Annotated in this window: 21 protein-coding genes and 1 other RNA gene; 20 read left to right on the top strand and 2 right to left on the bottom strand. The window is 32.7% G+C overall.

Features of this window, described 5'->3' with window-relative positions:
- The first annotated feature begins 1 nt into the window (after position 1).
- The 6 genes from dtd to HMPREF2663_RS01070 all read left to right on the top strand — a co-directional run bounded on the left by dtd (position 2) and on the right by HMPREF2663_RS01070 (position 6072).
- Positions 2-454 (top strand): D-aminoacyl-tRNA deacylase, encoded by a 453-nt coding sequence (gene dtd, locus HMPREF2663_RS01095; protein WP_002457781.1) that lies wholly within the window; start codon positions 2-4, stop codon positions 452-454.
- On the top strand, positions 451-1326 hold the full coding sequence (locus HMPREF2663_RS01090) for an N-acetylmuramoyl-L-alanine amidase family protein (protein ID WP_002446614.1): 876 nt from the start codon (positions 451-453) through the stop codon (positions 1324-1326). The genes dtd and HMPREF2663_RS01090 overlap by 4 nt, the downstream gene beginning before the upstream one ends.
- A gap of 371 nt (positions 1327-1697) precedes the next feature.
- Positions 1698-2972: a histidine--tRNA ligase gene (gene hisS, locus HMPREF2663_RS01085; protein WP_002490150.1), complete on the top strand. Its 1275-nt coding sequence runs from the start codon at positions 1698-1700 to the stop codon at positions 2970-2972.
- 2 nt (positions 2973-2974) lie between these two features.
- Positions 2975-4741 (top strand): aspartate--tRNA ligase, encoded by a 1767-nt coding sequence (aspS, locus tag HMPREF2663_RS01080; protein ID WP_002446612.1) that lies wholly within the window; start codon positions 2975-2977, stop codon positions 4739-4741.
- Positions 4742-5015: 274 nt separating this feature from the next.
- Positions 5016-5206: non-coding RNA, 6S RNA (ssrS, locus tag HMPREF2663_RS01075), on the top strand.
- Positions 5207-5295: 89 nt separating this feature from the next.
- On the top strand, positions 5296-6072 hold the full coding sequence (locus tag HMPREF2663_RS01070; RefSeq protein WP_002475155.1) for a tRNA threonylcarbamoyladenosine dehydratase: 777 nt from the start codon (positions 5296-5298) through the stop codon (positions 6070-6072).
- Between the two features lie 171 nt (positions 6073-6243).
- On the opposite strand, the gene HMPREF2663_RS01065 is transcribed toward HMPREF2663_RS01070, so the two are convergent.
- Entirely contained in the window at positions 6244-7515 is a 1272-nt protein-coding gene (locus HMPREF2663_RS01065) for a replication-associated recombination protein A (protein ID WP_070845596.1), read from the bottom strand.
- Positions 7516-7600: 85 nt separating this feature from the next.
- On the opposite strand from HMPREF2663_RS01065, the gene cymR reads away from it, so the two are divergent.
- Together cymR and HMPREF2663_RS01055 are read left to right on the top strand one after the other, a co-directional pair.
- Positions 7601-8023: a cysteine metabolism transcriptional regulator CymR gene (gene cymR / locus HMPREF2663_RS01060; protein WP_070845595.1), complete on the top strand. Its 423-nt coding sequence runs from the start codon at positions 7601-7603 to the stop codon at positions 8021-8023.
- Between the two features lie 186 nt (positions 8024-8209).
- On the top strand, positions 8210-8353 hold the full coding sequence (locus HMPREF2663_RS01055; RefSeq protein ID WP_002446608.1) for an SAS049 family protein: 144 nt from the start codon (positions 8210-8212) through the stop codon (positions 8351-8353).
- 203 nt (positions 8354-8556) lie between these two features.
- Here the strand turns inward: HMPREF2663_RS01055 and HMPREF2663_RS01050 are convergent, their stop codons facing one another.
- Complete coding sequence (locus HMPREF2663_RS01050; protein WP_002475169.1) at positions 8557-9552, bottom strand: LLM class flavin-dependent oxidoreductase; 996 nt, start codon at positions 9550-9552, stop codon at positions 8557-8559.
- Positions 9553-9796: 244 nt separating this feature from the next.
- Between HMPREF2663_RS01050 and HMPREF2663_RS01045 the strand changes: the two genes are divergently transcribed.
- The 12 genes from HMPREF2663_RS01045 (at position 9797) to udk (ending at position 23257) form a co-directional block, all read left to right on the top strand.
- The gene (locus HMPREF2663_RS01045) at positions 9797-10939 is read left to right on the top strand and encodes a cysteine desulfurase family protein (protein ID WP_070845593.1); all 1143 of its coding nucleotides are present in this window, start codon (positions 9797-9799) and stop codon (positions 10937-10939) included.
- Positions 10939-12057, top strand: a complete 1119-nt coding sequence (mnmA, locus tag HMPREF2663_RS01040) for a tRNA 2-thiouridine(34) synthase MnmA (RefSeq protein WP_002475161.1) — start codon at positions 10939-10941, stop codon at positions 12055-12057. Before HMPREF2663_RS01045 ends, mnmA begins: the two co-directional genes overlap by 1 nt.
- A 162-nt stretch (positions 12058-12219) precedes the next feature.
- Positions 12220-12888: a tetratricopeptide repeat protein gene (locus HMPREF2663_RS01035; RefSeq protein ID WP_002446604.1), complete on the top strand. Its 669-nt coding sequence runs from the start codon at positions 12220-12222 to the stop codon at positions 12886-12888.
- A 1-nt stretch (position 12889) separates the two neighbouring features.
- Positions 12890-15322: an SF1B family DNA helicase RecD2 gene (locus tag HMPREF2663_RS01030; protein WP_070845591.1), complete on the top strand. Its 2433-nt coding sequence runs from the start codon at positions 12890-12892 to the stop codon at positions 15320-15322.
- Between the two features lie 328 nt (positions 15323-15650).
- Positions 15651-18281 carry an alanine--tRNA ligase gene (gene alaS / locus HMPREF2663_RS01025; RefSeq protein ID WP_070845589.1) on the top strand — a complete coding sequence of 877 codons (2631 nt, stop codon included), beginning with the start codon at positions 15651-15653 and terminating at the stop codon, positions 18279-18281.
- Between the two features lie 63 nt (positions 18282-18344).
- A complete protein-coding gene (locus HMPREF2663_RS01020) occupies positions 18345-18605 on the top strand; it encodes an IreB family regulatory phosphoprotein (protein WP_001830883.1) in 261 nt (86 codons plus the stop codon).
- A 1-nt stretch (position 18606) separates the two neighbouring features.
- A complete protein-coding gene (gene ruvX / locus HMPREF2663_RS01015) occupies positions 18607-19035 on the top strand; it encodes a Holliday junction resolvase RuvX (RefSeq protein ID WP_002446601.1) in 429 nt (142 codons plus the stop codon).
- Positions 19036-19049: 14 nt separating this feature from the next.
- On the top strand, positions 19050-19358 hold the full coding sequence (locus HMPREF2663_RS01010) for a DUF1292 domain-containing protein (RefSeq protein WP_001830855.1): 309 nt from the start codon (positions 19050-19052) through the stop codon (positions 19356-19358).
- Between the two features lie 428 nt (positions 19359-19786).
- Positions 19787-20422 (top strand): O-methyltransferase, encoded by a 636-nt coding sequence (locus HMPREF2663_RS01005; protein WP_002457769.1) that lies wholly within the window; start codon positions 19787-19789, stop codon positions 20420-20422.
- A 2-nt stretch (positions 20423-20424) separates the two neighbouring features.
- Positions 20425-21348: a peptidase U32 family protein gene (locus tag HMPREF2663_RS01000; RefSeq protein WP_002456168.1), complete on the top strand. Its 924-nt coding sequence runs from the start codon at positions 20425-20427 to the stop codon at positions 21346-21348.
- 17 nt (positions 21349-21365) lie between these two features.
- The gene (locus HMPREF2663_RS00995; RefSeq protein ID WP_002446597.1) at positions 21366-22634 is read left to right on the top strand and encodes a peptidase U32 family protein; all 1269 of its coding nucleotides are present in this window, start codon (positions 21366-21368) and stop codon (positions 22632-22634) included.
- The gene (udk, locus tag HMPREF2663_RS00990; RefSeq protein ID WP_002446596.1) at positions 22634-23257 is read left to right on the top strand and encodes a uridine kinase; all 624 of its coding nucleotides are present in this window, start codon (positions 22634-22636) and stop codon (positions 23255-23257) included. The genes HMPREF2663_RS00995 and udk overlap by 1 nt, the downstream gene beginning before the upstream one ends.
- The last annotated feature ends 12 nt before the right edge of the window (positions 23258-23269 follow it).

The following is a 23269-nucleotide window of genomic DNA, read 5'->3' as shown; positions in this document are numbered from 1 at the left end:
AATGAAGATAATTGTACAAAGAGTTAAAAATGCTAGAGTTACGAATGATACAATTGATAACCAAATTAATAAAGGGTATTGTTTACTTGTAGGAGTAGGTCAAAGTTCTACCGAAGAGGATGTAAAAGTCATCGCAAGAAAGATTGCTCATGCACGTCTCTTTGAAGATGAAAATGACAAATTGAATTTAAATATTCAACAAGTCGAAGGAGAAATTCTTTCAGTTTCCCAATTTACTATATACGCTGATGTTAAAAAGGGAAATAGACCTGGATTCTCAAATTCTAAAGCTCCAGAACAAGCTAAAGACTTATATCAAAAATTTAATAAAGAATTAGAAGGTTATGGCTTAATTGTCAAAACAGGTGAGTTTGGAACACATATGAATGTAGAAATTCATAACGATGGACCTGTCACATTGATCTATGAATCGCAGGATGGGAAAATAATATGAAGAAAATAGATTCATGGCTAACTAAACATGGTCTAAAAAATCGACTTACGCTTGTAGTAATTGCAATTTTTATTATATTTTTAATTTTACTTTTTATGTTTGTTAATTTAAGCGATGAAGATACAGGTCAAATTACTATAACTGATAATGCTGAGTTAAGAACAGGACCTAATGCCGCCTATCCTGTTATATATAAAATAGATAAAGGCGAAAGTTTTAAGAAAATAGATCGAAAAGGGAAATGGATTGAAGTTCAAAATCACGCTGGCACTGAGAAAGGCTGGGTTGCTGGTTGGCACACGAATTTGAACATTCCTGCTGATCAATCACTTTCGTCAAACCCTCTAAAAGGAAAAACAATTGTACTTGACCCTGGTCACGGTGGAAGTGACCAGGGTGCCTCAAGTAGTACGCCATCTAAAAGTCTCGAAAAAAATTACACGCTTAAAACTGCTAAAGAATTGAAAAAGTTATTAAACAAGGAAGGTGCTCATGTAAAAATGACTCGTTCCAATGATAAATATGTGTCCCTGGATGATAGAAATATAAAGGGTGACGCATTTATTAGTATACATAATGATGCGCTTGATTCTTCAAATGCCAATGGAGTAACTGTTTATTGGTTTAAAGACAAGCAAGAATCACTTGCACAAACTTTAAATTCTGCAATTCAAAAGAAGGCATTATTGACAAATCGAGGTTCTAGACAACAAAATTATCAAGTGTTGAGACAGACAGATATACCAGCAGTACTGTTAGAGTTAGGCTATATAAGTAACCCTACTGACGAATCTATGATTAATGATCAATTACATAGACAGGTGGTTGAACAAGCTATTGTTGATGGTCTAAAACAATATTTCTCATCCTAGACCTTGCAAATTATTCTAAAAATCGTTATCATTATTGATGAACTTTATAAGTAAAACCGATATGATTCTTGAAATTTTAAATGAAGTAGGTAGCATTTAATGCGTAGAAATACAATCCCTGGCTGTAAGATTGTACTTAGTAATTTAAAAATTTGAACGCAAGAAGAGGTACTTTTAATTAAAAGTCGGATGGCGCACGTTAAGCGTTTTGAGTGGATTGTGCTTTTATAAGTATAATCAAATAGGGTGGCAACACGGTGAATCGTCCCTTGTATAGTTTTGTACTATACAAGGGACTTTTTAATTTTTTATAACCCATATGAAAATGAAAGACTATTTTAATCTTTTTTAATAATAAAGGAGAGAGTTTTATGATTAAGATGCCGAGAGGTACCCAAGATATCTTGCCGCAAGATTCTGCTAAATGGCGTTACATTGAAAATCGATTACACACATTAATGGAATTGTATAATTATAAAGAAATAAGAACGCCAATTTTTGAAAGTACTGAACTTTTTGCAAGAGGCGTGGGGGATTCTACTGACGTTGTTCAAAAGGAAATGTATACATTTAAAGATAAAGGAGGTCGTAGTTTAACGTTACGTCCTGAAGGAACTGCAGCCGTTGTACGTTCATATATTGAACATAAAATGCAAGGTGAACCCAATCAACCTATCAAACTTTACTACAATGGTCCTATGTTTAGATATGAACGTAAACAAAAAGGAAGATATCGCCAATTTAACCAATTTGGTGTCGAAGCAATAGGAGCGGAAAACCCTAGTATTGATGCTGAAATACTCGCTATGGTTATGCATATTTATGAGTCTTTCGGATTAAAACACTTAAAGTTAGTTATCAATAGTATTGGAGATAGTGAGTCACGTAAAGAATATAACGAAGCATTAGTAAAACATTTTGAACCTGTAATTGATACATTTTGTTCAGATTGTCAATCAAGATTACACACTAATCCTATGAGAATTTTAGATTGTAAAATCGATAGAGATAAAGAAGCAGTAAAAAATGCACCCCGTATCACAGATTATCTCAATAATGATTCTAAATCTTATTATGAACAAGTTAAATTACATCTTGATAATTTGAACATATCTTTTGTTGAAGATCCTAACTTAGTTCGTGGATTAGATTATTATACTCATACTGCCTTTGAATTAATGATTGATAATCCAGAATACGATGGAGCTATCACTACATTATGTGGTGGCGGTCGATATAATGGATTGTTACAATTATTAGATGGTCCAGATGAAACAGGTATTGGATTTGCACTAAGTATTGAAAGATTATTAATGGCACTTGATGAAGAAGGTATTTCATTAGATGTAAGTGAAGATTTTGATTTATTTGTTGTGACAATGGGAGAAGATGCCGATCGTTATGCTGTTAAGTTAATCAATGATTTAAGAAGAAATGGAATAAAGGTAGATAAGGATTATCTAAACAGAAAAATTAAAGGACAAATGAAACAAGCTGATCGTCTTAATGCTAAATATACTGTAGTAATTGGAGATCAAGAACTTGAAAATAATGAAATTGGTGTGAAAAACATGATTTCAGGTGAAACAGAAAATGTGCAATTAGATGAATTAATTAACTATTTTAAAAATAGAAAGGAAGTCTAAAAATGAATAAAAGAACAACGTATTGTGGTTTAGTCACAGAAGAATTTTTAAACGAAAAAGTAACATTAAAAGGTTGGGTTCATAACAGACGCGATTTAGGTGGATTAATTTTTGTTGATTTAAGAGATCGTGAAGGTATTGTCCAAATAGTTTTTAATCCTGACTTTTCAGAAGAAGCATTGCAAGTTGCTGAAACAGTACGCTCAGAATATGTAGTCGAAGTTCAAGGTGTAGTAACAAAACGTGATGCTGAAACTATTAATCCAAAAATCAAAACAGGTCAAGTTGAGGTTCAAGTTTCAAATATTGAGATTATTAACAAATCAGAAACACCTCCATTTTCAATTAATGAAGAAAATGTAAACGTTGATGAAAATATTCGATTAAAATATAGATATTTAGATTTGCGTAGACAAGAATTAGCACAAACTTTTAAAATGAGACATCAAACTACGCGTTCTATCCGTCAATACTTAGATAATAATGGGTTCTTCGATATTGAAACACCAGTATTAACAAAATCAACACCTGAGGGTGCGCGAGATTATTTAGTACCTTCCCGTGTACACGAGGGTGAATTTTACGCGTTGCCACAATCACCACAATTATTTAAACAACTATTAATGATAAGTGGTTTTGACAAATATTATCAAATTGTTAAATGTTTTCGCGATGAAGACTTACGTGCAGATCGCCAACCAGAATTCACTCAAGTTGATATTGAAATGAGTTTTGTCGATCAAGAAGATATCATAGCCATGGGTGAAGATATGTTACGTAAAGTTGTTAAAGATGTAAAAGGAATAGACGTTAGTGGGCCTTTCCCACGTATGACATATGCAGAGGCTATGGATCGTTATGGTTCAGATAAACCTGACACTCGTTTCGGTATGGAACTTATCAATGTGTCACAGCTTGGTAAAGAAATGAATTTTAAAGTTTTTAAAGATACTGTAGACAACAACGGCGAAATTAAAGCAATTGTCGCAAAAGACGCTGCAGATAAATATACACGTAAAGACATGGATGCATTAACAGAGTTTGTAAATATATATGGTGCAAAAGGTTTAGCTTGGGTTAAAGTTGTTGATGATGGTTTAAGTGGCCCAATTGCTAGATTTTTCGAAGATGCTAATGTTGAAACACTTAAACAATTAACAGAAGCTAAACCTGGAGATTTAGTAATGTTTGTAGCTGATAAACCTAATGTTGTTGCTCAAAGTTTAGGGGCTTTAAGAATTAAATTAGCAAAAGAATTAGGTTTAATTGATGAATCAAAATTAAATTTCTTATGGGTAACTGATTGGCCGTTATTAGAGTATGATGAAGATGCAAAACGTTATGTAGCTGCACATCATCCATTTACTTCACCTAAAAGAGAAGATATCGAAAAGCTAGACACAGAACCTGAAAATGTACAAGCTAACGCTTATGATATTGTTCTAAATGGTTATGAACTTGGTGGTGGTTCTATAAGAATACACGATGGTGAATTGCAACAAAAAATGTTTGAAGTTTTAGGATTTACTAATGAACAAGCTCAAGAACAATTTGGTTTCTTATTAGATGCCTTTAAATACGGTGCTCCACCTCATGGTGGTATTGCGTTAGGATTAGATAGACTTGTGATGTTATTAACAAATAGAACAAACTTAAGAGATACAATTGCATTCCCTAAAACAGCATCAGCTACATGTCTTTTAACTGACGCTCCAGGAGAAGTATCTGATAAACAACTCCAAGAACTCTCACTAAGAATCAGACACTAGGGCCCCAACAAAGAGAATTTCACAAAGAAATTCAACAGACAAAGCAAGTTGGGACTAGGGCCTTAATTTAATGGTTCTTAAGAGATTGGCACAGAGAGGTCAATCGTAAGAAATGAATGTAAAACAACGATGAGTAAGATAATTAATCAGACATTATATTCTAATTTTGGAACTAGTTTAGAATTCATGAAAAATTAATACACATTTGAGCTAAATGATAAGTCTTTAAAATTTACTTCTCTTTTTAAATTGTGGTATGATAATTTCATAAGATAGTCATCTGTGGTGTTCGTAAGTTTGCTTTTTATTTGGGCCTAACACTCTTTGATCAGGGAGCCCAATAGGTTTTCTCGCAGCGCACACGCCTCTATAGGAGGACTTGCAAAACGAGAAACAGGGCACCCACCTGTATATAGCAGGCCGAATGATCAAGCTATTTATAACTACGGCATCAACGGACTCTATCGGTACGCAAGACTTTTGTCTTGCGTATTTTTGTGTAAATAATTATAAAGAGGCATAGATATAATGAATTGGAATTAAAGGAGCTAAAGATGAAACATCAATTTTCAAGGAACGAATTAGCAATAGGACAAGAAGGGCTGGACTTACTAAAAAATAAGACTGTTGCAGTTTTAGGCGTTGGCGGCGTCGGGTCATTTGCAGCTGAAGCATTAGCTCGGACTAATATTGGGCACATCATACTTATAGATAAAGATGATGTCGATATTACAAATGTGAACAGGCAAATCCATGCACTGACATCAACTATTGGTCAAAGTAAAGTCACGCTAATGGAAGAAAGAATCAAATTAATAAATCCTGATTGTAAAGTTACTTCTTTGCATATGTTTTATACTGAGGAAACATACAAAGATATTTTTAATAATTATGATATTGATTATTTTATTGATGCGAGCGATACAATCATTTATAAAGTTCATCTCATGAAAGAGTGTTTAGAAAGAGGAATTGAGTTAATTTCAAGTATGGGTGCAGCAAATAAGACTGATCCGACACGTTTTGAAATTGCAGATATTTCAAAGACACATACTGATCCTATGGCTAAAGTAATTAGAAATCGTTTGAAACGTCTTGGTATTCGTAAGGGTGTTAAAGTAGTATTTTCTGATGAAAGTCCTATTGTTATACGCGAGGACGTAAAAGAAACAGTAGGAGATAAAAATGCAATCAATAGAAAAGGGCAAATGCCTCCATCTTCTAATGCATTTGTTCCAAGTGTAGTAGGCCTTATTTGTGCAAGCTACGTTGTCAATGATATTTTAAAAGATATACCTGTAAGGCGAATTAAAGATAAAGGACTAAATTAAAGTCATCTATCTCATTGCAAGAAAAATACTATCTTCTATTTTTTGTAAAATTTGATTCATAGTTTAAATAAATCTACAATAACTTATTGTAAAAACCTGGGACATTACCATTGTCCCAGGTTTTTTGCAACTAACATATTAATCTTCGCTACATATTTTCAATGAATATAATTATGTTTTATTTCGTAAATTATCGTAAATTGTTTTTAATTGTTGTTCGCTTTTTGATGTGGTTTTTGGTTCATAATACACTCTGTTTTTTAATTTTTCTGGTAAGTACTGTTGTACAACATGACCATTTTCATAGTTATGAGGATATTTGTAACCTATAGCCCGTCCTAACTTTTTAGCGCCTGAATAATGACCGTCTTTCAGATAATCCGGTATTTGACCTATATGTCCATTTCTTATATCTCCAAGAGCTTTATCTATTGCTGTGATACCAGAATTTGATTTAGGTGATAAGCATAATTCTATTACCGCTTGACTAAGGGGAATTCGTGCTTCTGGAAAACCTAGACGTTCAGCTGATTGTATCGCTGCTAAAGTCCTCTGACCTGCATTAGGTGATGCTAACCCAACATCTTCATAACTAATTACAAGTAATCGACGTACGATTGTAGGTAAGTCACCAGCTTCAATTAGACGTGCTAAGTAGTGGAGTGCTGCATTGACATCACTACCTCTAATTGATTTTTGAAAAGCACTCATGACATCGTAATGCATGTCGCCATCTTTATCGCTTACAAAAGCACCTTTTTGTAAGCAATCTTTTGCGTCATCTAAAGTAATATGTCTTTCGTTTTGTTCATCAATATGAGCACTTAGTACAGCTAATTCCAAAGCGTTTAATGCACTTCTAACATCGCCTTGGCTTTGCGTTGAAAAATATTCGATAGCATCTTCATCTACAATAGGATGATAAGTACTTAAACCCCTTTCCTTATCATTTATAGCTCTATCTAATGCCAATCTTATATCATCTTGATTTAATGGGTAAAGCTCAAATATTTGTGCTCTAGATCGTATCGCTGGATTTATCGCATGATAAGGATTTGAAGTTGTTGCACCGATTAATACAATTTTACCATTTTCAAGATGAGGTAATAAAAAATCTTGTTTAGCTTTGTCTAAACGATGAATTTCATCTAATAGTAAGATAACTTGTCCTGACATCTTCGCTTCTTCGACAACTAACTGCATATCTTTCTTTGTATTAGTTACGGCATTTAATTGTCTGAATTTAAATTGTGTACTTCCTGAAATTGCTTTTGCAATACTTGTTTTACCAATTCCAGGTGGACCATAAAAAATCATAGAAGAAAGACGTTTAGTATCTACCATCCTTCTTATTATACCTTTCGGACCAACCAGGTGCTGTTGAGATATAATTTCATCTATATTTTTCGGTCTCATTCGAGAGGCTAATGGTTCTGTACTCACATTTTTCACACCTTTCTAATATTATATTAACGTAAAAAATGATAGAATGGTAACAGATACTATTCGAATTAAGTGAGGTTATACAATGAAAATATCAACAAAAGGGAGATACGGATTAACATTGATGATATCTCTTGCTAAAAGAGAAGGTCAAGGTTGTGTATCACTAAAAACAATTGCTGAAGAAAATAAACTAAGTGATTTATATCTTGAACAATTAGTAGGCCCTTTAAGAAATGCTGGATTAATTCGAAGCGTTCGAGGTGCTAAAGGTGGTTATCAACTTAGAGTTCCATCAGAAGAAATTACTGCAGGAGATATTATCCGATTACTAGAAGGACCGATTACGTTTGTAGAGAGTATTGATTCAGAACCGCCTGCACAAAAGCAACTATGGATTAGAATGAGAGACGCTGTAAGAGATGTTTTAAATCATACTACATTAAAATATCTTGCAGATTACAAAGATACGAATGAAGACTTAGATGGTTATATGTTCTATATTTAAATTTTTATAGTGGTTAAATAGATATATAGATATGACCATTTATTATTTACTCGTAAAAATTTTGCCTACAATGTTTAACTAATATTTTTTGAGGTTATAACAAAACATAGCAATCATGGATTCACATTTTTAATCCATTTTATTGTTGCTATAAATAAACTTTTATAACTGAGAGGAGTAAATTTTATGGGTTTTATGGATAAAGCTAAAGAAGCTGCTGAAAAATTTAAAGATAGTGATAACGAACAAGTTAACAAAGTAAAAGATAAAATAAATGAATATACAGGTGGCGAAGACAACAAAGATAAAAACGACAAAAAGGATAAATAAAAAAAGCCCCTAAATGATTTTAAAAGGTTAAATAGCTACCAACACAGTTTGAAACAGTGTTGGTAGCTATTAATTTTTTAATACAAAATGATTTATATATAAAGTTATGAAAATCATATTTAACTTATTAAAATTCATCAAAAGAGTGAGACAATATTGAATGTCTAACCCTCAGTAAACATTGGTAAGGTGTTAACATTTTACTATGATTTAATTGCACGTTCTAATCTTCGATATGATTCTATTTGTTTGTCTTGATCATAGATATAACTAATTGCCATGAGTTCATCGATATCGCCGTATTCTTTTATGAACGATTCAAGTTTTTGTTTAACTGTATCTTCAGATCCTATAAGTGAACCTTTTAAACGTTGTTGCGCTAATTCATATTCGCGCGGTGTTAATAGTGCCTTTAAATCATCTGTTGGTGGTTGGACAGGTTGCATTTTTCCTCGTGTTATACTCACCATTATTTGAGACGTCGTAGTTGCTAAATATTCTGCTTGTTCATCAGAGTCTGACACAATTGTATTTAAACAAACAATTACATAAGGTTTATCTAGTACTTCTGAAGGTTCAAATAATTCTCTATAAATTTGTATTGCTTCCTTCATTTGTTGTGGAGCAAAATGTCCTGCAAAAACATATGGTAACCCTTTACGTGCAGCTAAATGTGCAGAATCTGTAGATGAACCTAAAATATACATTGGGACATTTTTATTTACCGCAGGATAAGCACGTACATATGCTTGTTGATGACCCGGTCCAAAATATTGTTGCAGTTGTTCAACTTCTTCAGGAAATTGATAAACACCATTATGCTGATCTCTTCTTAATGCGCTCGCAGTCATCATATCTGTACCAGGAGCACGTCCTAATCCTAAGTCCACACGTTGAGGGAATAATGTTTCTAATGTCCCAAATTGTTCTGCTACGACTAATGGTGCATGATTCGGTAACATGATGCCTCCAGAACCTACTTTGATAGAATGAGTATGTTCTAATGTATGTTGAATTAATAGAGAAGTAGCTGAACTAACTAAATTTGGAGCATTATGATGCTCTGCAATCCAGTATCGCTCATAATCTAAGTCATCTAATGCTTGAGCGAGTGTAACCATGTCGTTAATTGCATCTTTATCTTCTTGACCTTCACGTATAGGTACTAAGTTTAATGCAGATAATTTTATATTTTTCATACAAAATGCTTCCTTTCCATTATTAATAATAGTTGAAGTATAACAATCATTTTCGATTTTCAATATTGAATTGCTCAAATTATTTTAACTTTATTTACAAAAATGTTATTCGATAAATTGGTAGGTTAGATGTTAAAATTTAAATGACTTACATTTTCTTTCATTGGAAAAACAGAAAAGTAGAAATAAATAAATAATGGTGCTATTATAGGAACATTGATAATTTGACAAGGAGTGTCCAAACATGGAAGTATACGCAGATTATGCTGCGACTACGCCAGTAAAACAAGAAGTAATAGATGCTATGATGGAAATATATCAATCTCATTTTGGTAATCCATCGTCAATACATTCTATTGGTAGAGATGCGCGTAAATATCTTGACCAGTCACGTCGTACAGTTGCACAATTGTTGGGAGCGAATCCAAATGAAGTAATATTTACAAGTGGTGCAACAGAATCAAATAATACTGCTATAAAAGGATTAGTGAAAGCGAATGAACAATTAGGTAATCATATTATTACCACGAAAATTGAACACCACTCAGTATTACATGTATATGAGCAACTTGAAAAAGAAGGTTATGATGTTACGTATCTAGATGTAGATGATACTGGTGCAGTTGATTTAGACCAATTAAAAGAAACAATTAATGATAGAACAATTTTAGTATCAATTATGTTTGTAAATAATGAGATTGGAACAGTACAAAATATTTATGATATTGAAGATATTATTGCAGACACTCATGCATTATTCCATGTTGATGCTGTTCAAGCCATTGGACATTTAGATTTAGATTTTCATAATTTTAAAATTGATACGATGAGTATTTCAGCACACAAATTTGGTGGTCCTAAAGGTGTTGGTTTGCTATTAGTAAAAGAGCATACACCAATAGCATATAATCAACTTGGTGGTGAACAAGAAACCAAACGTCGAGCAGGTACAGAAAATTTACCTCAAATTGTAGGATTAACAAAGGCACTTGAATTAGCTATAACTAATCAAGATGCAAATAATGTTCATTTAATGAATTTAAAAGAATTATTTTTAGTTCAGTTACAGGAAAGGGCAATTCCGTTTGAATTAAACGGTTCGATGACAGATTCAACGGGGCATATTTTAAATATTTATTTTCCATTTATAGATGTTGAAACAATGTTAACATTACTAGATTTAGCCCATGTATATGTATCTTCAGGTTCTGCTTGTACAGCAGGTTCTACGACACCATCTCATGTACTCGCAGCTATGTTTGAAGATGAAGAACGAGCAAAACATTCAGTACGTTTTAGCTTTAATGAACAAACAACACCACAAGAAATTAAATATATAGTAGCTGAAATTCATAAAATCTATCATAAATTTAAGGAGGAATCATAGTGTCTAACAAAGATATACGCGTAGTTGTGGGCATGTCTGGTGGAGTGGATAGCTCTGTTACTGCATACTTGTTGAAAGAACAAGGTTATGATGTAATAGGTATATTTATGAAAAATTGGGACGATACTGATGAAAATGGAGTGTGTACAGCCACTGAGGATTATAATGACGTGATTGCAGTATGTAATCAAATTGGCATCCCATACTACGCTGTTAATTTTGAAGAACAGTATTGGGATAAAGTATTTACTTATTTTCTTGATGAATATAAAAAAGGTCGTACACCTAACCCTGATGTAATGTGTAATAAAGAAATTAAATTTAAAGCATTTTTAGAACATGCTTTAAAATTAGGGGCTGATTATGTCGCTACAGGTCATTATGCACGTATACGTCGTCATGAGGATGGGCATGTTGAAATGCTAAGAGGTGTTGACAATAATAAAGATCAAACTTACTTTTTAAATCAATTATCCCAAGAACAACTATCCAAAGTCATGTTCCCAATTGGAGATATTGAAAAAAGTGAAGTAAGACGTATTGCAGAAGAGCAAAATTTAGCTACTGCCAAGAAAAAAGACTCAACAGGTATTTGTTTTATCGGTGAAAGAAACTTTAAAGAATTTTTATCACAATACTTACCAGCTCAATCTGGTGAAATGTTGACATTGAACGGAAAAAAAATGGGACAGCATAGCGGATTGATGTATTATACAATTGGTCAACGCCACGGCTTAGGCATCGGTGGAGATGGAGATCCATGGTTTGTTGTTGGTAAAAATTTAAATGATAACATATTATATGTTGAACAAGGATTCCATCATGATGCACTTTATAGTGATTATCTTATAGCTTCTGATTTTTCATTTGTTAATCCAAGTGAAATTGATTTGGAAAAAGGTTTTGAATGTACAGCTAAATTCCGTTATCGCCAAAAAGATACTAAAGTTTATGTTCAACGCGAAAACGAGAATTCCATTAGAGTAACTTTTGCTGAACCAGTAAGAGCAATCACACCTGGTCAAGCAGTTGTCTTCTATAATCAAGAAGTATGTTTAGGTGGCGCTACAATTGATGATGTTTATAAAAACGAAGGTCAATTAAGTTACGTCGTATAAATTGCTTATACCGTTAATTCATGAGAAATTCTTGTATTAACGGTTTTTTTATGACTTGTTTTTTAATAAAAAATATATAAATAAAGAAAAATTGACTTAAATGTCCTGAAAATACATATTTCAATAATCATGTTATAATCGTGTAGAAATGAGGGAGAAAAAATGCACGAACAAAGTAAGATATACCAAAACATTAAAGATGGTAAATTAGATACCGCTTTGAAAGACTTGTTTGAAAATATAGAAGAAAATCCAGCCATTGTTGAAAATTATATTAACGCAGGTATTGTATTATCAGATGTTGGAGAAATTGAAAAAGCAGAACGTTTTTTTCAAAAGGCATTAACTATTGAACCTGAAAATGGTGCTGTTTACTATAACTTGGCGAATATTTATTATAATGAAGAACGTTATAACGAAGCAATAAAACTATATCAAACTGCACTACAATATGAAGTTGCGAAAAAAGATTGTAATTATATGATTGGTATGTCATTTAATCAACTAGGTGCTTTTAAAGAAGCTTTACCATTTTTAATGACTGCAGCTGAATTGGACGATGATAGAGATTTAGAAGTACAATTTCAATATGGTTTAGTACTATGTCAACTCGAAATGTTTGATGAAGCAATTAAACAATTAAATAAGGTTCTTTCTATCGATTCACAACATGTAGATGGTATATATAACCTTGGTTTAGCTACATATATGAAAAATGAAGATTTAGATGAAGCAATTGCATATTTTGAACAAGCAATATCAATTGATGAAAAACATTTACTTAGCCAACATGCATTAAAGACATTCAAAACTATGAAAGAGGAGGAATAATATGTCTGACCCTACACTTTTTGATTATTCAATGATCAAAGGTACAGTTGATACTATTTTATTTCAAAATACGGATAATTTTTATACTGTTCTAAAAGTAGATACTATCGAATCAAACGAAAAATTTGATAGTATGCCAACTGTGGTAGGGTTTCTTCCCAATGTAGTTGAAGGCGATGTTTATACTTTTAAGGGGCAAGTCGTACAACATCCACGTTATGGTAAGCAATTAAAGGCTGAAAGATTTGAAAAAGAGTTACCTCAAACTAAAGATGCTATTATTAGTTACTTATCAAGTGATTTATTTAAAGGCATCGGTAAAAAAACGGCTCAAAACATTGTAAATACACTAGGTGAAAATGCTATAAATGATATTTTAACTCGCCCAGAAATCTTAGAAAATGTACCTAGTTTACCAAAGAAGAAACAAAAACAAATTGCTGATCAGATTAATGCAAACCAAGAATCTGAGAAAATTATGATACGTTTACACGACCTTGGGTTTGGACCGAAATTATCAATGGCTATATATCAGTTCTATATGGGTGATACTTTAAATGTTTTAGATAAAACCCCTTACCAATTAGTATATGACATTAAAGGTATTGGATTTAATAAGGCTGATCAACTCGCTCGAAACGTCGGTATTGAGCCACATTCACCTGAAAGATTAAAAGCAGCATTATTATTTACATTAGAAGAAGAATGTATTAAACAAGGACATACATATCTACCTCGTACCATTGTTATAGAAACAACACAAAATTTACTCAATGAAGATATTGAGAAACCAGTTGAAACAGAGCAATTACTAGAAATAATTGACGTTTTATCAGAAGAGAAAAAATTAGTATCTGAAGCTGATCAGGTATCAATTCCAAGTTTATACTATTCAGAATTGAAAAGTGTGCAAAACTTATACCGAATTAAAACAAACACATCTAAATTAAAAGAAATAGAACAGTCTGATTTACAAATACATATTGGTGATATTGAGTCACAAAATAAGGTTAATTACTCTGCCTCTCAAAAAGAAGCGCTTGAAACAGCAATAAATTCTAAAATTATGCTTTTAACTGGCGGTCCGGGCACCGGTAAAACCACAGTCATTAAAGGTATAGTTGAATTATATGCAGAAATACATGGGCTCTCTCTCGATTATGATGATTACAATGAAGATGATTATCCAGTAGTGTTAGCCGCACCCACAGGTCGTGCTTCTAAGCGCCTTCATGAATCGACAGGTTTAGAAGCAATGACAATACATCGTTTAATCGGTTGGAACCAAGATACACAACCTCAGGATATTTTAGAAAATGAAATAAATGCAAGACTCATTATCATCGATGAAATGTCAATGGTAGATACTTGGTTGTTCCATCAATTTTTAAGTGCTGTGCCTTTAGAAGCACAAATTGTATTTGTCGGAGATGAAGATCAGTTACCATCAGTAGGTCCAGGACAGGTATTTAAAGACCTTATTGATTCTGAAATAATACCGCGTGTTAATCTTACCGAAGTATATCGTCAGCAAGATGGTTCCAGTATTATTGACTTAGCTCACCGTATGAAATTAAATGAACCTATCGATATTACTAAACGTTATCATGATCGTAGTTTTATTCGTTGTGGTACGAATCAAATACCAGACGTTGTTGATAAAGTAGTTAAAAGCGCTGTAGCTAAAGGCTATGATATGAGTGATATACAAGTTTTGGCTCCTATGTATAAAGGTAACGCTGGTATTAAGAGACTTAACCAAGTTCTACAATCTATTCTTAATCCGAAACAACAAGATGATCGTGAAATAGAATTTGGTGAAGCGGTGTTTCGAAAAGGGGATAAAGTACTTCAGTTAGTTAATCGACCTAATGATAATATATTTAATGGGGATATAGGTATAATAGTAGGTATATTTTGGGCCAAAGAAAATGCTCTAAATAAAGATGTGTTAGTTGTAGATTTTGAAGGTAATGAAATTACATTTACTAAACAAGATTTAATGGAACTAACACATGCATATTGTACATCTATCCATAAATCACAAGGTTCAGAATTTCCTATTGTTATTATGCCTATTGTTAGACAATATTATAGGATGTTACAACGTCCCATTCTTTATACAGGATTAACTAGAGCTAAACAATCACTTGTTTTGCTTGGTGAACAAGAAGCGTTTGATATAGGTTTAAAAACAAATGGACAAACACGATTAACACAATTAAATGATTTGTTAAAATCGTATTTTGGACAAAACAAAAATAATTTAAATACAAATAAACAAACTATTAACGAGCAAAAACAAAATGAAAATCAACTGGATTTGAATAATGAAAAAGAAAATGATATCCAATTAAACGAGTCGACAATTTTCCAAATTGATCCAATGATTAATATGGGGGAAATGACGCCATATGACTTCGTTGAACATTGACAAATCAATGTAAAGAAAATAAAATAAAACTAAGTAAGTATAGAGACGAGTAAATAACTTTTGAATTATAGAGATGTACTGGTTGGTGAAAAGTACAAACAAAATTATTGAATGCTACTCTATATTAGGTAAATAAAGTATACAAAGTGATAAGAAATAGTAGACAAACAAAATTCAAGTATGTAAATAGGTCACAATTCTTATAACTAGGGTGGTACCGCGATAACGTTCGTCCCTTTGTGGATGAACGTTTTTATATTCTTGAATAATACTCAACTATGACTATCTAACTGAGCTAACAAAAACGTATGAAGGAGAGTTTTTATTTATGAAAAAAATGAAAGCTAGTGAAATTAGGCAAAAATATTTGGATTTCTTTGTAGAAAAGGGCCATATGATTGAACCATCTGCACCACTTGTACCTATCGATGATGATTCATTATTGTGGATCAATTCTGGTGTAGCTACCTTAAAAAAATACTTTGACGGGCGTGAAACTTCTAAAAAACCAAGAATTGTCAATTCTCAAAAAGCTATACGAACAAACGATATAGAAAACGTCGGTTTTACTGCTCGCCACCATACTTTTTTTGAGATGCTAGGTAATTTTTCAATCGGTGACTACTTTAAACATGAAGCGATTGAATTTGCTTGGGAATTTCTAACAAGCGATAAATGGATGGGCATGGAACCTGAGAAGCTATATGTGACTATTCATCCTGAAGATACTGAAGCTTATAGAATTTGGCATGAAGACATTGGTTTAGAGGAAAGTCGTATTATTCGAATAGAGGGCAATTTTTGGGATATCGGGGAAGGACCATCTGGACCGAATACAGAAATTTTCTATGATCGTGGATTGGCTTATGGAAAAGATGATCCTGCTGAAGAAATGTATCCTGGTGGTGAAAACGAAAGATATTTAGAAGTCTGGAATCTAGTGTTTAGTGAGTTTAATCACAATAAAGACAATACTTACACACCACTACCAAACAAAAATATTGATACTGGCATGGGATTAGAACGTATGACTTCTATCTCACAAAATGTAAGAACAAATTATGAAACAGACTTATTTATGCCTATAATTAAGGAAGTAGAACATGTTTCAGGAAAAAAATATTTAATTGATGATGCACAAGATGTTGCATTTAAAGTTATCGCAGACCACATTAGAACAATTTCATTCGCAATTGCTGATGGCGCATTACCAGCTAATGAGGGTCGAGGATATGTATTAAGAAGATTATTACGTAGAGCAGTACGCTTTAGCCAATCATTGGGAATTAATGAACCATTTATGTATAAACTTGTTGATATAGTCGCTGATATCATGGAACCATATTATCCAAATGTCAAAGACAAGTCCCACTTTATTAAACGTGTCATTAAATCAGAGGAAGAACGCTTCCATGAAACGCTTGAGGAAGGTCTTACGATTTTAAATGAACTGATAAAAGAAGCGAAGAATAGTGATCAGGTTATTAAAGGTCATGATGCTTTTAAGTTATATGATACTTATGGATTCCCAATAGAATTAACCGAAGAATTAGCAACTCAAGAAAATTTGTCTGTTGATATGCCTACTTTTGAGCAGGAAATGCAACAACAGAGAGATCGAGCTAGACAAGCTCGACAGAATTCTCAATCAATGCAAGTTCAAAGTGAAGTACTGAAAAATATTCAAGATGATAGTCAATTTGTTGGGTATGAAACTACGGACTATCAATCATTATTAACTCATATCATATACAATGGTGAAGAAGTCAAACATGCTGAAGCAGGAGAAACAATTTACTTTATTTTAAGAGAAACGCCTTTCTATGCAGTAAGTGGTGGACAGGTCGCAGATAAGGGAACAGTTGGTAATGAGAACTTTGAAATAAATGTAACTGACGTAACTAAAGCACCTAATGGCCAAAACTTACACAAAGGTGTTGTGCAATTTGGCGAAGCAACACAGAACGCGAAAGTTGAAGCACGTGTTAACAAAGAGGATAGACGACTTATTCAAAAAAATCATAGTGCTACACATTTACTACATGCTGCTTTAAAAGAAGTATTAGGAGATCATGTTAATCAGGCTGGTTCGTTAGTTGAACCTGAAAGACTACGTTTTGACTTTTCACATTTTGGTCCTATGACACAAGAAGAAATTAATTTAGTAGAACGTAGAGTAAATGAGGAAATTTGGAGAGCTATCGATGTCCGTATTCAAGAAATGAGTATTGAAGAAGCCAAATCAATAGGCGCTATGGCTTTATTTGGTGAAAAATATGGAGATATTGTTCGCGTTGTCAATATGGCACCATTTTCAATAGAATTGTGCGGTGGAATACATGTGAATAATACTGCGGAAATCGGTCTCTTTAAGATTGTGAGTGAATCTGGAACAGGCGCTGGTGTTAGAAGAATAGAAGCTTTAACAGGTAAAGGTGCATTCTTACACCTTGAAGAAATTGAAACTCAATTTAATACTATTAAAAATCATTTAAAAGTTAAATCTGATAACCAAGTAGTTGAAAAAGTTAAACAACTTCAAGAAGAAGAAAAAGAACTGCTTAAACAATTAGAACAACGCAACAAAGAAATCACATCACTAAAGTTGGGGAACATTGAAGAACAGGTTGAGTTAATTAATGATTTGAAAGTTTTAGCAACAGAAGTAGAAATTCCAAATCCAAAAGCGATACGTTCAATTATGGATGACTTTAAATCTAAACTTCAAGATACTATTATAGTGTTAGTCGGACAAGTTGATGGAAAGGTTTCTGTAATTGCTACAGTACCAAAATCACTTACAAATCAAGTGAAAGCTGGAGATCTTATCAAAAACATGACACCAATTATTGGTGGAAAAGGTGGCGGCCGTCCTGATATGGCTCAAGGTGGCGGAACCCAACCTGAAAAAATAACAGAAGCATTACGCTTTATTAAAGATTACATTAAAAATCTATAACTCCAATAAATAATGGTGTAGAATTAAAGTGAGTCAGAATACGCTTATGAAGGAGTGTCGTATATGGAAAATTTTGATAAAACAATGAAATTTAGTTATGAAGAAATTCCTAAGGAAGATGTCAAATCAGTTCTTCAGAATGTCCATCGTACATTAGAAGAACGTGGATATAATGCAGTTAATCAAATTGTGGGTTATTTATTATCTGGAGACCCTGCATATATTCCACGTCAAAATGAAGCAAGAAACCAAATACGCCATATAGACCGTGATGTAATTATGGAAGAACTCGTTTCAAACTATTTAAAAGAGTCTAAGAATTAATATGCTAAAGCATAAAATTTTAGGACTAGATGTTGGAAGTAAAACTGTTGGCATTGCTATAAGTGACCTTATGGGTTGGACTGCTCAAGGGTTAGACACACTCCGTATCAATGAAGAACAAGAGGATTTAGGAATTGATCAACTCGTGAAGATTATTAAAGATAATCAAGTTGGAACTGTTGTTATTGGCTTACCCAAGAATATGAACAATTCAATAGGTTTTCGTGGAGAGGCTTCAATAAAATATAAAGAAAAGTTACAAGAGTCTGTCCCTTCTATTGATATTGTTATGTGGGACGAACGTTTAAGTACAATGGCTGCTGAAAGATCTTTACTTGAAGCTGATGTTTCAAGACAAAAAAGAAAGAAGGTAATAGATAAAATGGCAGCTGTATTTATTTTACAAGGCTATTTAGATTCTATTCAATAAAGGAGAAAATGAAAATGACAGAACATAATCACGATGCAGAATTAACAATAAATAATGAAGAGGAATTACTTACGTTATATGATGAAAACGGAAATGAAGTTTTATACCGTAAAATGTTAGAATTTTATCATCCAGAATTCAAAAAAGAATATGTCGTTCTTGCAGAAGAAGGTGCACAATCAGATGACGAAGACATGATTGAACTTGTACCAATGATAAATGAACCTGATGAGTCTGGTGATGGAGGGAAATTAGTCCCTATTGAAACAGATGAAGAGTGGGATATGATTGAAGAAGTTGTAAATACTGAGATTAACGAATAATCTTTATAAGATGTTGTATGAGAAGTGTAATTGAGTTTCTAGGTCTCCTCTATCAAGGAATTATATTGAGAGGGAAAGTTTAATATTATTAAATTTTTAACTTAGTTACCATCTTAAATTACATTCAAAATGCCTGAGACAATCAAAGCTGTCCCAGGCATTTTAATATTAGAATTATTTGAATTTACCCTACTAATAATAGTGCTCAAAGACATATTCGTATAATTGCCTCTTATAAAAATCTTTGAATTATGGTAAAATGTCTAAAGTTAATTTCTATGAATACTCATATTTACTTCTAATATAAAAGTATAGAAGAATTACTATCATAATCAGTCATTTTCATTGATTAACTATCAACATAATCAATACATGGGCTGATTTATTTTGTTTTTGCAATTGTTAATGATGAAGGAAGTTTTAATGATATGGATTCAAATCAAAAATATTTAACACAATTACATCAATCAATTGATACTGAAATCGAAGAACTAAGAGTTTATGCCGAAGAAAATCAAGTTCCTATTGTTGATAAATTAACACTTGATTTGATAAGACAACTCATTCGAATGAATAGAACTAAAAATATTTTAGAAATTGGTACAGCCATTGGTTATAGTTCAATGCAATTCGCTAATATTTCTAAAGATATAAATGTAACAACAATTGAACGAAATGAGGACATGATTCATCTTGCAAAAAAGTTCATAAAAAAGTATCGATACCAGAATCAAATCCGCATAATTGAATATGATGCTTTGAATGCATTTGAACAAGTCAATGACAAACAATATGATATGATATTTATCGACGCAGCTAAAGCACAATCAAAGAAATTCTTCCAACTATATACACCGTTATTAAAAAAAGGTGGAATTGTAGTTACTGATAATGTTTTATATCATGGATTTGTTTCAAATATAGACGTTGTTCGTTCTAGAAATGTGAAACAAATGGTTAAGAAAGTGCAACAGTACAATGAATGGTTGATGGAGCAATCTCAATTTACAACAAACTTTATAAATATGGATGATGGATTAGCAATATCTATAAAAGGAGAATGACTATGGTTGAATTATTAGTTACTCCTAAGTCAATAACTCATATGGAAACACTAATAGATAAAGGTGCAGACGCATTTGTTATTGGTGAACAAAAATTTGGTTTAAGACTGCCGGGAGAATTTAATCGTGATGCTATGCAAGAAGCTGTAGCATTAGCCCATAAAAATAACAAAAAAGTATACGCTGCTGTGAATGGTATTTTCCATAATTACCACTTAGACGCTTTGGAAGACTATATTAACTTTTTACATGATATTCAAGTAGATCGCATTATATTTGGTGATCCAGCTGTCGTTATGTATGTTAAACAACACGAGCATCCAATTCCATTAAATTGGGATGCTGAAACTCTTGTAACGAATTATTTTCAGTGTAATTACTGGGGGAAAAAAGGTGCAAATAGAGCAGTATTAGCTCGAGAACTTAGTTTAGATGAAATAATTCATATTAAAGAGCATGCTGATGTAGAGATAGAAGTTCAAGTTCATGGTATGACTTGTATGTTTCAATCCAAAAGAATGCTATTAGGAAATTATTATACTTTCCAAGAGCGACAAATGAAGATAGAACGTCAACATGATCATGGAGACTTATTATTATACGATGAAGAAAGAGATAATAAATATCCAGTTTTCGAAGATTATAATGGTACGCATATCATGTCTCCAAATGATATCTGTTTAATAGAAGAATTAGAGCCTTTTTTTGAGGCAGGGATAGACGCGTTTAAAATAGATGGTATTTTACAAAGTGAAGAATATATAAATGTAGTCACAGAGCAATATCGAGAAGCTATAGATTTATTTAATGAAGATCCGGATGCATATGAAGATGAAAAATTTATGCTCGTTGATCCTATAGAAGAAATACAACCTGAACATCGTCCATTCGACGAAGGTTTCTTGTATAAACAAACAGTATATTAAGGAGGCTTATCATTAAAATGAAAACTTTAGAAGAAGTTAAATCCAAGACCCAAAAGATAATGAAAAAGCCTGAACTACTTGCACCAGCTGGTAACTTAGAGAAACTTAAGATTGCTGTTCACTATGGTGCAGATGCAGTGTTTTTAGGTGGCCAAGAATATGGATTACGTTCTAATGCTGATAATTTTACTATGGAAGAGATTGCTGAAGGTGTAGACTTCGCTAATCATTATGGCGCTAAAATTTATGTTACAACGAATATTATTGCACATGATGAAAATATGGAGGGACTAGAAGAGTACTTGCAAAATCTTGAATCTACAGGTGCTACAGGTATTATAGTAGCGGATCCTCTTATCATAGAAACTTGTAAAAAAGTTGCGCCTAGACTAGAAATTCATTTATCAACGCAACAATCTCTTTCAAATTATAAAGCTGTTGAATTTTGGAAACAAGAAGGATTAGACCGAGTTGTACTTGCACGTGAAACTGGTGCAATGGAAATGAGTGAAATGAAAGAAAAAGTTGATATTGAAATAGAAGCGTTTATACATGGCGCAATGTGTATCGCATATTCTGGTCGTTGTACTTTAAGTAATCATATGACAGCTCGAGATTCTAATCGAGGTGGTTGTTGTCAGAGTTGTCGATGGGACTATGATTTACTTGAAGTTGATAGTGATGGAGACCTAGATTTATATTATGACAACAGTGATGTTACTCCTTTTGCAATGAGTCCTAAAGATTTAAAATTAATAGAATCTATACCTCAAATGATGGAATTAGGCATCGATTCGTTAAAAATTGAGGGACGCATGAAATCTATACATTACATTGCCACAGTTGTTTCTGTATACCGTAAAGTCATTGATGCATATGCTGAGGATCCCGAAAACTTTAAAATAAAACCGGAATGGTTAATGGAATTAAATAAATGTGCAAATCGTGACACAGCACCAGCTTTCTTTCAAGGTACACCTGGTTATGAAGAGCAAATGTTTGGTGAAGAACAGTCTAAAAAGTCATCTTATGATTTTTGTGGTCTCGTGCTAGATTATGACCATGAAACACAATTAGCAACAATACAACAGAGAAATCATTTTAAACCAGGACAAGAAATTGAGTTCTTCGGTCCAGAAATTGATAGTTTTAAACAAGTTGTTGAAGCGATTTACGACGAAGAAGGTAATTCTTTAGATGCAGCACGTCATCCATTACAAATTGTACAGATTAAAGTAGATAAGCCTATTTATTCTAACAACATGATGAGAAAGGAAATTGGCTAATGAATCAGACAACGATTATTGGCATTGCAGGGGGTTCGGGCTCTGGAAAAACTACAGTTACAAATGCAATTATGAAGAATTTAGAAGGTCATAGTGTCGCACTCTTAGCACAAGATTATTACTATAAAGATCAATCACATTTAACATTTGAAGAACGGCTTGAAACAAATTATGACCACCCGTTTGCATTTGATAATGATTTACTTATTCATAACTTAAAAGATTTAAGAAATGGAAAACCAGTTGAGGTACCTACGTATGATTATTCTCAACATACACGTAGTAAAGAAACAATTGCATTTGATCCAAAAGATGTTATTATCGTAGAAGGTATCTTTGCTTTAGAAAACAAGACATTACGAGACATGATGGATGTGAAAATTTATGTTGATACTGATGCTGATTTACGAATTTTACGCAGACTTACTAGAGATACTAAAGAGCGTGGTCGTACAATGGAATCAGTAATTAATCAATATCTTAATGTAGTTAGACCTATGCATGAGCAATTTATTGAACCTACAAAAAAGCATGCTGACATCATAATTCCTGAAGGAGGCAGCAATAAAGTTGCCATAGATATTATGACTACTAAAATCCAATCACTCGTAAGCAAAAAATAGTAATTTTTATAG

Origin of the sequence: Staphylococcus sp. HMSC077D08, assembly GCF_001837945.1 — a bacterium.
Lineage (GTDB): Bacteria > Bacillota > Bacilli > Staphylococcales > Staphylococcaceae > Staphylococcus > Staphylococcus epidermidis.
This window is presented reverse-complemented; position numbering and strand designations above follow the sequence as displayed.

What these genes read in the sequence shown, in the direction of transcription:
- HMPREF2663_RS01005 (WP_002457769.1), top strand. Translation starts at nt 19,787, where the DNA reads ATGGATTCAAATCAAAAATATTTAACACAATTACATCAATCAATTGAT.
- ruvX (WP_002446601.1), top strand. Translation starts at nt 18,607, where the DNA reads ATGCTAAAGCATAAAATTTTAGGACTAGATGTTGGAAGTAAAACTGTT.
- HMPREF2663_RS01030 (WP_070845591.1), top strand. Translation starts at nt 12,890, where the DNA reads ATGTCTGACCCTACACTTTTTGATTATTCAATGATCAAAGGTACAGTT.
- HMPREF2663_RS01035 (WP_002446604.1), top strand. Translation starts at nt 12,220, where the DNA reads ATGCACGAACAAAGTAAGATATACCAAAACATTAAAGATGGTAAATTA.
- HMPREF2663_RS01010 (WP_001830855.1), top strand. Translation starts at nt 19,050, where the DNA reads ATGACAGAACATAATCACGATGCAGAATTAACAATAAATAATGAAGAG.
- HMPREF2663_RS01045 (WP_070845593.1), top strand. Translation starts at nt 9,797, where the DNA reads ATGGAAGTATACGCAGATTATGCTGCGACTACGCCAGTAAAACAAGAA.
- HMPREF2663_RS00995 (WP_002446597.1), top strand. Translation starts at nt 21,366, where the DNA reads ATGAAAACTTTAGAAGAAGTTAAATCCAAGACCCAAAAGATAATGAAA.
- aspS (WP_002446612.1), top strand. Translation starts at nt 2,975, where the DNA reads ATGAATAAAAGAACAACGTATTGTGGTTTAGTCACAGAAGAATTTTTA.
- HMPREF2663_RS01020 (WP_001830883.1), top strand. Translation starts at nt 18,345, where the DNA reads ATGGAAAATTTTGATAAAACAATGAAATTTAGTTATGAAGAAATTCCT.
- udk (WP_002446596.1), top strand. Translation starts at nt 22,634, where the DNA reads ATGAATCAGACAACGATTATTGGCATTGCAGGGGGTTCGGGCTCTGGA.
- alaS (WP_070845589.1), top strand. Translation starts at nt 15,651, where the DNA reads ATGAAAAAAATGAAAGCTAGTGAAATTAGGCAAAAATATTTGGATTTC.
- HMPREF2663_RS01070 (WP_002475155.1), top strand. Translation starts at nt 5,296, where the DNA reads ATGAAACATCAATTTTCAAGGAACGAATTAGCAATAGGACAAGAAGGG.
- HMPREF2663_RS01000 (WP_002456168.1), top strand. Translation starts at nt 20,425, where the DNA reads ATGGTTGAATTATTAGTTACTCCTAAGTCAATAACTCATATGGAAACA.
- hisS (WP_002490150.1), top strand. Translation starts at nt 1,698, where the DNA reads ATGATTAAGATGCCGAGAGGTACCCAAGATATCTTGCCGCAAGATTCT.
- HMPREF2663_RS01050 (WP_002475169.1), bottom strand. Translation starts at nt 9,552, where the DNA reads ATGAAAAATATAAAATTATCTGCATTAAACTTAGTACCTATACGTGAA.
- HMPREF2663_RS01055 (WP_002446608.1), top strand. Translation starts at nt 8,210, where the DNA reads ATGGGTTTTATGGATAAAGCTAAAGAAGCTGCTGAAAAATTTAAAGAT.
- HMPREF2663_RS01090 (WP_002446614.1), top strand. Translation starts at nt 451, where the DNA reads ATGAAGAAAATAGATTCATGGCTAACTAAACATGGTCTAAAAAATCGA.
- dtd (WP_002457781.1), top strand. Translation starts at nt 2, where the DNA reads ATGAAGATAATTGTACAAAGAGTTAAAAATGCTAGAGTTACGAATGAT.
- cymR (WP_070845595.1), top strand. Translation starts at nt 7,601, where the DNA reads ATGAAAATATCAACAAAAGGGAGATACGGATTAACATTGATGATATCT.